Source organism: Agrobacterium leguminum, assembly GCF_005144435.2.
Taxonomy (GTDB): Bacteria; Pseudomonadota; Alphaproteobacteria; order Rhizobiales; family Rhizobiaceae; genus Agrobacterium; species Agrobacterium leguminum.
Genome location: NZ_CP120211.1, coordinates 960,790 through 974,049 on the forward strand (window position 1 = coordinate 960,790; position 13,260 = coordinate 974,049).

11 protein-coding genes are annotated in these 13,260 nt (G+C 59.5%); all 11 read left to right on the top strand.

Going from position 1 to position 13,260, the window contains the following annotated elements; translation table 11 throughout:
• The first annotated feature begins 55 nt into the window (after positions 1–55).
• Positions 56–670 (top strand): NADH-quinone oxidoreductase subunit J, encoded by a 615-nt coding sequence (locus CFBP4996_RS04755; protein WP_003521517.1) that lies wholly within the window; start codon positions 56–58, stop codon positions 668–670.
• 28 nt (positions 671–698) lie between these two features.
• Positions 699–1,007 carry an NADH-quinone oxidoreductase subunit NuoK gene (gene nuoK, locus CFBP4996_RS04760; RefSeq protein ID WP_003521516.1) on the top strand — a complete coding sequence of 103 codons (309 nt, stop codon included), beginning with the start codon at positions 699–701 and terminating at the stop codon, positions 1,005–1,007.
• A 7-nt stretch (positions 1,008–1,014) separates the two neighbouring features.
• Positions 1,015–3,012, top strand: coding sequence for an NADH-quinone oxidoreductase subunit L (gene nuoL, locus CFBP4996_RS04765; RefSeq protein ID WP_035261474.1), 1,998 nt, complete (start codon positions 1,015–1,017; stop codon positions 3,010–3,012).
• On the top strand, positions 3,012–4,523 hold the full coding sequence (locus CFBP4996_RS04770) for an NADH-quinone oxidoreductase subunit M (protein WP_080852207.1): 1,512 nt from the start codon (positions 3,012–3,014) through the stop codon (positions 4,521–4,523). Before nuoL ends, CFBP4996_RS04770 begins: the two co-directional genes overlap by 1 nt.
• An 18-nt stretch (positions 4,524–4,541) precedes the next feature.
• Positions 4,542–5,984, top strand: a complete 1,443-nt coding sequence (gene nuoN, locus CFBP4996_RS04775; protein ID WP_003521512.1) for an NADH-quinone oxidoreductase subunit NuoN — start codon at positions 4,542–4,544, stop codon at positions 5,982–5,984.
• A 26-nt stretch (positions 5,985–6,010) separates the two neighbouring features.
• Complete coding sequence (locus CFBP4996_RS04780) at positions 6,011–6,751, top strand: biotin--[acetyl-CoA-carboxylase] ligase (protein WP_035262833.1); 741 nt, start codon at positions 6,011–6,013, stop codon at positions 6,749–6,751.
• A 203-nt stretch (positions 6,752–6,954) separates the two neighbouring features.
• The gene (locus tag CFBP4996_RS04785; RefSeq protein ID WP_003521510.1) at positions 6,955–8,622 is read left to right on the top strand and encodes a ribonuclease J; all 1,668 of its coding nucleotides are present in this window, start codon (positions 6,955–6,957) and stop codon (positions 8,620–8,622) included.
• 133 nt (positions 8,623–8,755) lie between these two features.
• Positions 8,756–9,061 carry a DUF1467 family protein gene (locus CFBP4996_RS04790; RefSeq protein WP_003521509.1) on the top strand — a complete coding sequence of 102 codons (306 nt, stop codon included), beginning with the start codon at positions 8,756–8,758 and terminating at the stop codon, positions 9,059–9,061.
• 655 nt (positions 9,062–9,716) lie between these two features.
• Positions 9,717–11,039 (top strand): proline--tRNA ligase, encoded by a 1,323-nt coding sequence (proS, locus tag CFBP4996_RS04795; protein WP_003521508.1) that lies wholly within the window; start codon positions 9,717–9,719, stop codon positions 11,037–11,039.
• 124 nt (positions 11,040–11,163) lie between these two features.
• Positions 11,164–12,471 (top strand): lipoprotein-releasing ABC transporter permease subunit, encoded by a 1,308-nt coding sequence (locus tag CFBP4996_RS04800; RefSeq protein ID WP_003521507.1) that lies wholly within the window; start codon positions 11,164–11,166, stop codon positions 12,469–12,471.
• 15 nt (positions 12,472–12,486) lie between these two features.
• Positions 12,487–13,170 carry an ABC transporter ATP-binding protein gene (locus tag CFBP4996_RS04805; RefSeq protein ID WP_003521506.1) on the top strand — a complete coding sequence of 228 codons (684 nt, stop codon included), beginning with the start codon at positions 12,487–12,489 and terminating at the stop codon, positions 13,168–13,170.
• Positions 13,171–13,260 lie beyond the last annotated feature (90 nt).

A 13,260-nucleotide genomic window follows, 5' to 3' on the forward strand; every position in this document is an offset into this window, starting at 1 on the left:
ACGGGTGAGGGGCCTTCGAGCCATCTTTGCCCGATGAGGACAAGAAGGCACCAACATGGGTCTGCACGCTGTATTCTTTTATATATTCGCTTTCGTCGCCGTGGCGTCTGCGTTCATGGTCATTGCATCGAAGAACCCTGTTCATTCGGTGCTGTTTCTGATTTTGACCTTCTTCAACGCAGCCGCGCTGTTCCTGCTGACGGGCGCCGAGTTCCTCGGCATGATCCTGCTGGTGGTTTATGTCGGCGCCGTGGCGGTGCTCTTCCTCTTCGTCGTCATGATGCTGGATGTGGATTTCGCCGAGCTTCGCTCGGGCGTGCTGCAATATGCCCCGGTCGGGGCGCTGATCGGTGTCATCCTGGCGGCGGAACTGATCGTCGTGGTCGGCGGCAGCATGCTGAACCCGATTGCGGCCAAGTCCATCACCATGCCGATCCCGCCTGTCACCGAACGCACCAATACGGCCGCACTCGGCGACGTGCTCTATACCAATTACGTCTACTTCTTCCAGCTCGCCGGCCTCGTGCTGCTGGTGGCCATGATCGGTGCCATCGTGCTGACGCTGCGTCATCGCACCGACATCAAGCGGCAGGATATCTCCACGCAGGTCGGCCGTGACCCGAAGACCGCCGTTACCACGGTCAAGGTCAAGCCGGGCCAGGGCATCTGAGGCGCGAACGGATCCAAGGAAACAGAACATGGAAATCGGTCTTTCCCACTACCTGACGGTCAGCGCGATCCTCTTCACGATCGGCGTCTTCGGCATCTTCCTCAACCGGAAGAACGTCATCGTCATCCTTATGTCGATCGAACTCATCCTGCTTGCGGTCAACATCAACATGGTGGCCTTCTCGGCCTTCCTGAACGATATCGTCGGCCAGGTCTTCGCTTTGTTCATTCTGACCGTCGCAGCCGCCGAAGCGGCCATCGGTCTTGCAATACTCGTTGTCTTCTACCGCAACCGCGGATCGATCGCCGTCGAAGACGTCAATATGATGAAGGGCTGATAAGGCTATGATCTACAAGGCTATCGTCTTTCTTCCACTGATCGGCTTCCTGATCGCCGGCCTGTTCGGTCGCTCCATCGGCGCCAAGGCTTCGGAATATGTCACCACCGGTCTGATGATCGTGGTCGCCATCCTGTCGTGGATCGTGTTCTTCACCGTCGCGCTCGCCCATGGCGAGCCGGGCGAGGTGATCAAGGTCACCGTGCTGCGCTGGATCCAGTCCGGCGGCATCGACGTCGAATGGGCGTTCCGCATCGATACGTTGACGGCCGTCATGTTCGTCGTCGTCAACACGGTCTCGACGCTGGTGCATCTCTATTCGATCGGATACATGCATCACGATCCGCATCGTCCGCGTTTCTTCGCCTATCTGTCGCTCTTCACCTTCGCCATGCTGATGCTGGTGACCTCCGACAACCTGCTGCAGATGTTCTTCGGCTGGGAAGGCGTGGGTCTGGCATCCTATCTGCTGATCGGTTTCTGGTTCAAGAAGCCGTCCGCATCGGCCGCCGCCATGAAGGCCTTCATCGTCAACCGCGTCGGTGACTTCGGCTTCATTCTCGGCATTGGCGGCGTGTTCGTGCTGTTCGGCTCGATCAATTTCGAAACGATCTTCGCTGCCGCTGCGACCTATCTGCCGGCTGAAGGCGCTGCCTCCTCGGAAACCGTTATCAACCTGTTCGGCATGCAGCTGGACAAGGCCAATGCGATGACGGGCGTCTGCCTGCTGCTCTTCATGGGCGCGATGGGTAAATCGGCGCAGTTCCTGCTGCACACCTGGCTGCCGGACGCGATGGAAGGCCCGACCCCGGTGTCTGCCCTCATTCACGCCGCAACCATGGTCACCGCCGGCGTCTTCCTCGTCGCCCGCATGTCGCCGCTCTTCGAACTGTCGCATGATGCGCTGACCGTCGTGACGCTGATCGGCGCGATCACCGCCTTCTTCGCGGCAACCGTCGGCCTCGTGCAGAACGACATCAAGCGCGTCATCGCCTATTCAACCTGCTCGCAGCTCGGTTACATGTTCGTGGCGCTCGGCGTCGGTGCTTATGGCGCTGCCGTGTTCCACCTCTTCACGCACGCCTTCTTCAAGGCCCTGCTGTTCTTGTGCGCCGGCTCGGTCATCCATGCCGTCGATGGCGAGCAGGACATGCGTTACATGGGTGGCCTGCGCAAGCATATCCCCATCACCTTCTGGACCATGACTGTTGGCACGCTGGCGCTGACCGGCGTTGGTATTCCGGGCACGATGATCGGTTTTGCCGGCTTCTTCTCGAAGGACGTCATCATCGAATCCGCTTATGCGTCCCATTCGGTTCTCTCCGGCGTCGCCTTTACGCTGCTGGTCATCGCGGCCCTGTTCACCAGCTTCTACTCCTGGCGTCTGGCCTTCATGACCTTCTTCGGCAAGCCGCGCGCTTCCGCCGACGTCATGCACCATGTGCATGAATCGCCGATGGTCATGCTGATCCCGCTCTTCATCCTCACGGTCGGAGCGATCTTTGCCGGTGTGGCCTTCGAAGGTTATTTCTTCGGCCATGAATATGCCGAATTCTGGAAGGGCGCGCTGTTCACGCTTCCGGAAAACGAAATCCTCGAGGAATTCCACCACGTGCCGCTGTGGGTGAAGTGGAGTCCGTTCTTCGCCATGGCGCTTGGTTTCGTGACCGCCTGGTACATGTACATCAAGTCGCCGGAGACGCCGAAGCGTCTGGCCGAGACCCATCGCGGCCTCTACCAGTTCCTCTTGAACAAGTGGTACTTCGACGAACTCTACGATTTCCTCTTCGTTCGTTCCGCCAAGGCGCTCGGTCGCTTCCTGTGGAAGAAGGGCGACGTCGCCGTCATCGACCATTATGGACCGAACGGCATTGCAGCGCGTGTGGTTGACGTGACCAACCGCATGGTCCGCCTGCAATCCGGTTACCTCTATCATTATGCCTTTGCGATGCTGATCGGCATCGCGGCGCTTGTCACCTGGATGATGCTCGGGAGTGCCCTCTGATGACCGATTGGCCCATTCTTTCAACGGTCACCTTTCTGCCGCTCGTCGGCGTGGTGCTCCTGCTTCTGACGAATGAGAACGGCCCCTACGGTCGCCGCAACATTCTCAATGTCTCGCTGCTGACGACCGTTTTCACCTTCCTGGTGTCGCTGTTCGTCTGGATCGGTTTCGACAATTCGAACCCCGGTTTCCAGATGGTGGAAAAACACGCCTGGTTCGGCAACATCGCCGCCTATCATCTGGGCGTGGACGGTATCTCCATGCTGTTCGTCATCCTCACCACCTTCCTCATGCCCTTCTGCGTGCTGGCAAGCTGGGATTCGATCGAGAAGCGCGTCAAGGAATACATGATCGCCTTCCTGCTGCTGGAAGTCGTCATGGTCGGCGTCTTCGTGGCGCTGGATACGGTTCTCTTCTACGTCTTCTTCGAAGCGACGCTGATCCCGATGTTCATCATCATCGGCGTCTGGGGCGGCAAGGATCGCGTTTACGCATCTTACAAGTTCTTTCTCTACACGCTGCTCGGCTCGGTTCTCACCATGCTCGCCATCATGGCCATGTACTGGCAGGCCGGCACGACCGACATGACGGAACTGTTGAAATACGGCTTCCCGGCCGGCATGCAGACCTGGCTCTGGCTTGCCTGTTTCGCGGCCTTCTCGGTCAAGATGCCGATGTGGCCGGTGCACACCTGGCTGCCGGATGCCCACGTTCAGGCGCCGACCGCAGGCTCCGTCATCCTTGCCGGCGTCATGCTGAAGCTCGGCGGTTACGGTTTCATCCGCTTCTCGCTGTCGATGTTTCCGCTGGCGTCTGATTATTTCGCCCCCTTCGTCTTCACGCTGTCGGTTCTCGCCATCATCTACACCTCACTGGTCGCGATGATGCAGGACGATATCAAGAAGCTGATTGCCTATTCCTCCGTCGCCCACATGGGTTACGTGACCATGGGCATCTTCGCCGCCAACGTTCAGGGCGTGCAGGGCGCAATCTTCCAGATGCTGTCGCACGGCATCGTCTCCGGCGCGCTCTTCCTCTGCGTCGGCGTTGTCTACGACCGCCTGCATACCCGCGAGATCGCGGCCTATGGCGGCCTCGTCAACAACATGCCGAAATATGCCGTCGCCTTCATGATCTTCACCATGGCCAATGTCGGTCTGCCCGGCACGTCAGGCTTTGTCGGTGAATTCCTGACGCTGATCGGCGTCTTCCGCGCCAACACGCTGGTCGCGCTGTTTGCGGCAACCGGCGTCATCCTCTCGGCCGCTTATGCGCTGTGGCTTTACCGCCGCGTGATCTTCGGTGCGCTGGAGAAGGAAAGCCTGAAGTCGATGCTCGATCTGTCGACCCGCGAAAAGGTCATCCTTTATCCGCTGGTTGTGCTGACGATCTTCTTCGGCGTCTATCCGGCGCCGGTGTTCGATGCGACAGCCGCATCGGTCGATCTTGTGGTAAACAACTATACGGCTGCATTGCAGGCGGCGCAAAATGTTGCGCTCTCTATGAATTGACGACAGGACCCGTTGGACATGACCGCTGAAATCCTTTTTGCCAGTCTGCACATTGCGACGCCCGAGCTGATCCTTGCGGTCGGCGCGCTGGCGCTGCTCATGATTGGCGTCTTCTCGGGCGACAAGTCGACAACGACGGTCACCGGCCTTGCCGTTGCCCTCCTGCTCGTCGTCGGTCTCTGGATCATCTTTGCCCCCGCCTCGGGTGTGGCCTTCGGCGGTGTCTACATCGCCGATGCCTTCGGCAACTTCATGAAGGTGCTGGCGCTGATCGGCTCGATCACCGCCATGATCCTCGCCGTCGGTCAGGGCCGTTTCGAACCCATCGGCCGTTTCGAATATCCGGTGCTTCTGGTCCTCGCGACGCTTGGCATCCTGCTGATGATCTCGGCCAACAACCTGATCTCGCTTTACATGGCGCTGGAACTGCAGTCGCTGGCGCTCTACGTCGTCTGCGCCATCAACCGGGAAAGCCTGCGCTCCACGGAAGCGGGCCTGAAGTATTTCGTGCTCGGCGCGCTGTCTTCCGGCATGCTGCTTTACGGCATGTCGCTGGTCTACGGCTTCACCGGCAATACCGGCTTCACCGAAATCGCGCAGGTTCTGGCCTCGGAAACCCGTTCGCTCGGTCTGGTCTTCGGTCTGGTGTTCGTTCTCGCCGGTCTCGCCTTCAAGATTTCGGCCGTGCCGTTCCACATGTGGACGCCGGACGTTTATGAAGGTGCGCCGACCCCGGTAACGGCGTTCCTGTCGGCTGCGCCGAAGATTGGCGCCATGGCGATCCTCGTTCGCATCGTCATCGAGGCGTTCCAGCCGGTCTTCGCCGACTGGCAGCAGATCGTCGTGTTCATCTCCATCGCCTCCATGCTGCTCGGCTCCTTTGCCGCAATCGGCCAGAAGAACATCAAGCGCCTGATGGCTTATTCCTCCATCGGCCACATGGGGTATGCGCTGGTCGGTCTTGCTGCGGGCACCGAAGCCGGTGTTGCCGGCGTCATTCTCTACATGACCGTTTATATGGTCATGACGCTCGGCACCTTCGCCTGCATTCTCTCCATGCGCCGCAAGGAAATCGGCAATGTCGAGACTGTCGAGGATCTGGCCGGTCTTTCCTCCTCCAACCCCTTCATGGCGGTTGTGCTGACGATCCTGATGTTCTCGCTTGCCGGCATCCCGCCGCTCGCCGGCTTCTTCGGCAAGTATTATGTCTTCCTCGCAGCCATCGAGGCGAAGCTCTATCCGCTCGCCATCATCGGTGTGATCGGCTCTGTTGTCGGCGCCTATTATTATATTCGCGTCGTCAAGGTCATGTGGTTCGATGAAGCCAAGGACAAATTCGAGCGTCCCGCCGGCGAACTCAAAGTCGTTTACGCGCTTTCCGGCCTCTTCGTTGTCGCCTTCATCGTCTTCGGCGGTGCACTCGGCAACGCGGTGACAGTTGCGGCGAAGACCTTCTTTTGAGCAGCACGCACAAGCATACGGGCCGGATGTCCATCGATGACTTCCGGCACGAGGCGATGGCGGAAACGCCATCGACCAATCTGGAATGTTTCGCCCAGGCAAGGGCGGGCGATGGCGGCAATCTTTGGATCACCGCCATCCGCCAGACTGGCGGACGCGGCCGTCGCGGCCGTCCATGGGTTTCCGAACCTGGCAATCTTTACGCTTCGCTTCTTCTGATCGATCCCGCTCCGATGGACCGTATAGGGTCTCTGCCGCTTGCCTTCGCGCTGGCTGTTTATCGCGCCATCCGCGCGGTGCTGCCGACGGGTGGTGAGCCGCTGGAAATCAAATGGCCGAATGACGTGCTGATCGGACGCCGCAAGACCTGCGGCATTCTGATGGAGGCGGAGTTGCTGCCGGATGGCCGACGCGCCATCGTCATCGGCATCGGCATCAATATCGCCCATAAGCCGGAAAATCCGCTTTACCCCGTCACCATGCTCTCCGAACATGGGGCGTCCTGCTCGCCCGACGAATTGTTCGCCCATCTTTTCCGCGAGACGGCGGAGGTGCTGGGGGATTGGGACGAGGGCAGGGGCGTTGCCGGCATCATGGCTGGCTGGCGTGCCGCCGCCTGCGGTATCGGCGAACATATCACCGTCAACTTCCCAGACCGTTCGATTGGCGGGCGTTTCGTCGGGATTGATGATAATGGTTATCTGCTGCTGGATGAGGATGAGGGCGCGAGGCGCTCGATTGCCGCCGGCGACGTGTTTTTCGGATGAGGTGAACGGCGCGACCCGAAGGCCCGCGCCGAACCGCTTTCGACGGGTTGGAGCTTTCCTGCGGCTCATGAAAAGCAGGGTGACAAACCGGTTCCGCATCGGCCCGGTCGATCAGATGGTTCAACAGGTCCGATGCTTAAGAGCGCGGCGGGCGCGGCAGATTGCCGTCGCCTGCGTGCTTTCGTGAATGGATAAGAAAAATAATGGCTAAACAGGACGAACTGGTCTTTGTGCCGCTTGGCGGCGTGGGTGAAATCGGCATGAATCTGGCGCTTTACGGCTACGGGCCGGAAAGCAAACGCCAATGGATCATGGTGGATTGCGGCGTGACCTTCGCCGGCCCGGATCTGCCGGGCGTCGATCTGGTACTGCCTGACATCAGCTATATCGCCGAGCAGAAAAAGAACCTCAAGGGCATCATCATCACCCACGCCCATGAGGATCATTACGGCGCGCTGAACGATCTCTGGCCCGGCCTCAACGTGCCGGTCTATGCCTCGCCCTTCACCGCCGGTATGCTGGAAGCCAAGCGCGCCTATGAAGGCACGCGTGCCGAAATTCCGGTGACGATCTTCAAGGCGGGCGACCGCATCAATGTCGGTCCGTTCGAAATCGAGGCTGTCGGTGTCAACCACTCCATTCCGGAGCCGATGTCGCTGGTCATCCGCACGCCGCTCGGCAATGTCATCCACACCGGTGACTGGAAAATCGACGAAGCCCCGTCGCTCGGTCCGTTGACGGATGAAGCCCGCTTCCGCGCTATCGGCGAAGAAGGCGTGCTGGCGCTGATGTGCGACAGCACCAATTCGGTGCGCGATGGTGTGTCGCCCTCGGAGCACGAGGTTTCCGAAGGCCTGCGGCAGATCATCGAAAATGCCGAGGGTCGTGTGGCCGTCACCACCTTCTCCTCCAATGTCGGTCGCATCCGCTCGATTGCGCAGGCCGCGGAAGCAGCCGGCCGCGAGGTGCTGTTGCTCGGCTCGTCGCTGAAGCGCGTCGTCAACGTCTCTCAGGATCTCGGCATCATGGAAGGCATCAAGCCGTTCCTCGCCGAAGACGAATATGGCTATATTCCGCGCGACCGGGTGGTGCTGATCCTGACCGGTTCGCAGGGCGAGCCGCGCGCCGCACTCGCCAAGCTTTCGCGCGACGAGATGCGCAATGTGGCGCTGGCTTCCGGCGATACGGTGGTGTTCTCATCGCGCGCCATCCCCGGCAATGAGAAGGCGATCATCGATATCAAGAACGGCCTCATCGAGCAGGGCGTCCATATCGTCACCGACAATGAGGCGCTGGTGCATGTCTCCGGCCATCCGCGCCGCAATGAACTTCTGAAGATGTACGAATGGACGAAGCCGCAGATCGTCGTGCCCGTCCATGGCGAGGCGGCGCATCTGGTGGCGCAGAAGGAACTGGCCGAACAGGCCGGCATCTCGCAGGTGCCGAAGGTGCGCAACGGCAATGTTCTGCGCCTTGCGCCGGGTCCTGCGGAAGTCATCGACGACGTGCCGCATGGCCGGGTCTTCAAGGATGGCAATCTCGTCGGTGATATGGACGAGATGGGCATCAGCAACCGCCGCAAGCTGTCCTTCGCCGGCCATGTGGCCGTCAATGTCGTGCTGGATAGCCGTTACGATTTCCTCGGCGATCCCGATGTGGTGCCCTTCGGTCTGCCGGAATTCGATGACGAGGACGAGGCGATGGAAGACACGCTTTATGACGCCGTGCTCGGCGCCGTCGAAAGCATTCCGCGCGCCCGCCGCAAGGATCTGGATCTGCTGCGCGAAGCGGTGCGTCGCGCCGTGCGCGCCGCCGCCAACCAGAGCTGGGGCAAGAAGCCGATCGTGACGGTTTTTGTAACCAAGGTCTGAGCCGGGAGCTTACCGGCAATCGGCCGGGGCGTCTGTCTCTTTCCCGATGATTCCAGGGCCGTGCCGCAAAGCGCGGCCCTTCTGTTTTTCTTTTAGGGTTTCTTGCGGAGAAGTGATTCCGATCTGCGGATGAATGCGTTACAAGAAGCCCATTGTGCAGGAGGATCACATGCCGCTTCTTTCGGCCTTCGCCGTTTATTTCATCGTCTGGTGGACGGTGCTTTTCATCGTGCTGCCGATTGGCCTGCGCACTCAGGATGAGGAGGGCGATGTGGCGCTGGGCACGGTTGCCAGTGCGCCATCAAGGTTCAAGGGCGGGCGGATCGTTTTATGGACGACCCTGATCTCGGCCCTGATCTGTGGGCTGTGGTACGGCGGAACCTGGTGGTTCGGTGTCAGCCTCGATGACCTGCCGAGAATTATTCCCGTTTTCGATTGAAAAGCTGCGCAGGTGATCGCCGTTCCGCGCGCATCTGCCCACTCAGACTGGCGGTGAATCCATGGTCGCGGCAGTTTCCGGCGGATATGGCCGGGATTCTGTCATATGGATGTCATATCTGTCGTGCACACAGCAAGAACGTGCTCGGTGCCTGATTCACCGCCATAATTTTACCGGAATATAGCGGCGGGGCGGGGTTCTTTGTGTAGAAGCAAAAAAAAACAAGGCCTTTCAGCCTTGTTTTCCAGGTTTCGCGTGATCTGTAACCGTTGCCGGGGCTGCGACGAGCGCGCCTAAGATCTGATCCTCCCAAGACTGACCGCGAAAATGACAAGAATTTAAACTTCCTGCCTCTTTTGTAAGCTAAAGCTAGCCCAAAGCCCCATGCTTGTCATCTCATTTTTTGCATATTTGTTACAGTCGGCAAAAAATTCTCCGTGGTGCAATTTGTCGCACCGGATCAAGAATAATATTCCGATCAAAGCGTTTTGACGCGAATTAGCTATCGCGAAAATACCGCAAAATCGCCTTTAACGCTCTTTTCATGGCGGGTTTTCATCTGGGCCGGAAACGGCTATATCCGGCGCCAATATCCCTCTATTCGGGGCGATTCCCGCGCCTTTGCGCGCTGTCGTCCGCATCAATGGAAGCCGTCATGCGTCTCAGCCGTTATTTCATGCCCATCCTGAAGGAAAACCCCAAGGAAGCGGAGATCGTCTCTCACCGCCTCATGCTGCGCGCCGGTATGATCCGGCAGCAATCGGCTGGCATCTATTCCTGGCTGCCGCTCGGCAAGCGCGTGCTGGACAAGGTCAACCGGATCATCCGTCAGGAGCAGGACCGCTCCGGCGCCATCGAGCTTCTGATGCCGACGCTGCAATCGGCCGAGCTCTGGCAGGAAAGCGGTCGTTACGATGACTACGGCAAGGAAATGCTGCGCATCAAGGACCGTCAGGACCGCCAGATGCTCTACGGCCCCACCAATGAGGAGATGATCACCGACATCTTCCGTTCCTATGTGAAGTCCTACAAGAACCTGCCGCTGAACCTCTATCACATCCAGCTCAAGTTCCGCGACGAGGTGCGTCCGCGTTTCGGCACCATGCGTTCGCGCGAGTTCCTGATGAAGGACGCCTATTCCTTCGATCTGACCAAGGAAGACGCGATCCATTCCTATAACAAGATGTTCGTGGCTTACCTGCGCACCTTCGAGCGCCTTGGCCTGCGCGCCATTCCGATGCGTGCCGATACCGGCCCGATTGGCGGCAATCACAGCCATGAATTCATCATTCTGGCCGATACCGGCGAATCCGAAGTCTTCTGCCACAAGAGCTTCCTCGATCGCGCCATTCCCGCCGAAAACACCGACTTCGACGATGTTGCGGCCCTGCAGGGCGTATTCGACGAGTGGACGGCCGATTATGCCGCCACGTCCGAAATGCATGACGAAGCCGCCTATAACGCCATTCCCGATGGCGAGCGCCTTTCCGCGCGCGGCATTGAAGTCGGCCACATCTTCTATTTCGGCACCAAATATTCCGAGCCGATGGGCGCGAAAGTGCAGGGTAAGGATGGCAAGGAACACCCTGTCCACATGGGTTCCTATGGTATCGGGCCGACACGCCTTGTTCCCGCCATCATTGAAGCATCGCATGACGAGAACGGAATCATCTGGCCGGCCTCGGTCGCTCCCTTCGATGTCGTGATCATCAACATGAAGGCTGGCGATGCTGCCTGTGATGCGGCTTGCGAAAAGCTGTATTACTCGCTCTCCAACGCCGGCAAGGATGTTCTTTACGACGACACGGACGACCGTGCAGGCCAGAAATTCGCCACCGCCGACCTGATCGGCGTGCCGCTGCAGATCATCGTCGGGCCGCGTTCGGTCGCGAATGGCGAAGTCGAAGTGAAGGATCGCAAGACCGGCGAGCGGGAGACCGTGACGATCGAGGCGGCGATGAACAGGGTGCTCGGCTAAGAGCGAGCTGAAGACGGAGCGGCTTCACCCGAAGTCCGCTCCGGTTTCGTAACGCAGATGCCGCAGAAATATGGGCCGGTTTTCGGAAAAGACCGGCCTTGCAGTTTGAGATCAGGGAGACGACATGGCACAAGCCGAGGCTGACAAGGGTGCGGCTGTTTCCGCCGGGGCAAAGACCGCCCGGCCGTTTTCCGCTTTTGAACGCATGGTGGCCTGGCGTTATCTGCGGTCGCGGCGCAAGGAAGCGTTCATTTCCGTCATCGCCGGTTTCTCCTTTGTCGGCATCATGCTGGGCGTGGCGACGCTCATCATCGTCATGGCGGTGATGAACGGGTTCCGTACCGAGCTCATTTCGCGCATTCTCGGCATCAACGGCCATATGATCGTGCAGCCTATCGACCAGCCCTTCAATAATTATGATGAGCTGGCGAAGAAGTTTGCCGCCGTTCCCGGCGTCACCATGGCCTTGCCGCTGGTGGAAGGCCAGACGCTCGCCTCCGGCCGCGGCGGCGCGGGTTCCGGCGCTCTGGTGCGCGGCGTGCGCCAGGAGGATATCGACAAGGTCAAGGAAGTCGCCACCAACATCAAGACTGGCGATCTGGTTGGCTTCATGGCCGGAGATGGCGTTCTTGTCGGCTCAAGGCTCGCCGCCCAGCTCGGCGTAACGGCCGGTGACGACATCACCCTCATTTCCCCGGAAGGCGACGTGACGCCGATGGGCGTCAATCCGCGCGTCAAATCCTACAAGATATCCGGCGTCTTCGAGATCGGCATGTCGGAATATGACGCCTCGATGATCTATATGCCGCTGTCCGAAGCCCAGCTTTATTTCAATGCCGAAGGCCTCGTGCAGTCCATCGAGCTTTATGTCAGCCGCCCCGACGATGTCGACGGAATCCGTCCGCTGGTGGAACAGGCCGCCGAACGGCAGATCTATATCACCGACTGGAGACAGCGGAACCAGACCTTCTTTTCCGCCCTGCAGGTGGAAAGAAACGTGATGTTCATGATCCTCACCCTCATCGTTCTGGTGGCGGCGCTGAACATCATTTCCGGCCTCATCATGCTGGTGAAGGACAAGGGCAGCGACATCGCCATTCTGCGTACCATGGGCGCAAGCTCCGGCTCCGTGATGCGCATCTTCTTCATGACCGGGGCGGCCATCGGCATGGTCGGCACCTTTGCCGGCGTGGCGCTCGGCGTCATCGTCTGCCTCAATGTGGAATCCATCCGGCAGTTCTTCTCCTGGATATCCGGCACGGTGCTGTTTGACCCGCAGCTTTATTTCCTGAGCCAGCTTCCGGCCGAAATGGATATCAGCGAGACCATTTCCGTTGTCATCATGGCGCTGACGCTCTCTTTCCTGGCAACGATCTTTCCAGCATGGCGGGCTTCCAAGCTCGATCCGGTGCAGGCCCTGCGTTACGAATAAGGACCGCTTCGCAATATGGCAAAAAAAACAGTGCTGCGGCTTACTGGCGTCGAGAGAACCTATGGTCAGGGCGAGACGTCGCTTTCCATTCTGCGCAAGGCTGATTTCGAATTGAAGAGCGGCGAGATGGTGGCGCTGGTCGCTCCTTCGGGAACCGGCAAATCCACGCTGCTGCATCTGGCGGGACTTCTCGAACATCCAGATGCCGGCGAGGTCTATATTAACGGCGCACCCTGCAATGACCTGCCGGATGAAACGCGAACCGCGATCCGCCGCAGCGATATCGGCTTTGTCTACCAGTTCCATCACCTCCTGCCGGAATTCTCGGCGGTGGAAAATGTGATGATGCCGCAGCTCATCGCCGGTCTGACACAGGCCGAAGCCCACAAGCGCGCCAGTGCGCTGCTCGACTATATGCGGGTGGGGCATCGCGGTGAGCACCGCCCGGCGGAACTCTCCGGCGGTGAACAGCAACGTGTCGCCATTGCCCGCGCCGTCGCCAACGCGCCGTTGCTGCTGCTCGCCGATGAGCCGACCGGCAATCTCGATCCGGAAACAGCGCACTATGTTTTCGACGCGCTGGAGGCGCTGGTACGCCAATCCGGCCTCGCGGCGCTGATCGCCACCCACAATCATGAACTCGCCGCCCGCATGGACCGGCGTGTGACGCTGGCCGACGGCAAGATCGTCGATTTCTGAGCTGATGCGCGAGGCAAGACCCTCGTGCGCCAATTTTTTCATAGCACTCGAAACGATCATTCCCGCCAATTGTGGTGAATGACGGTTCCG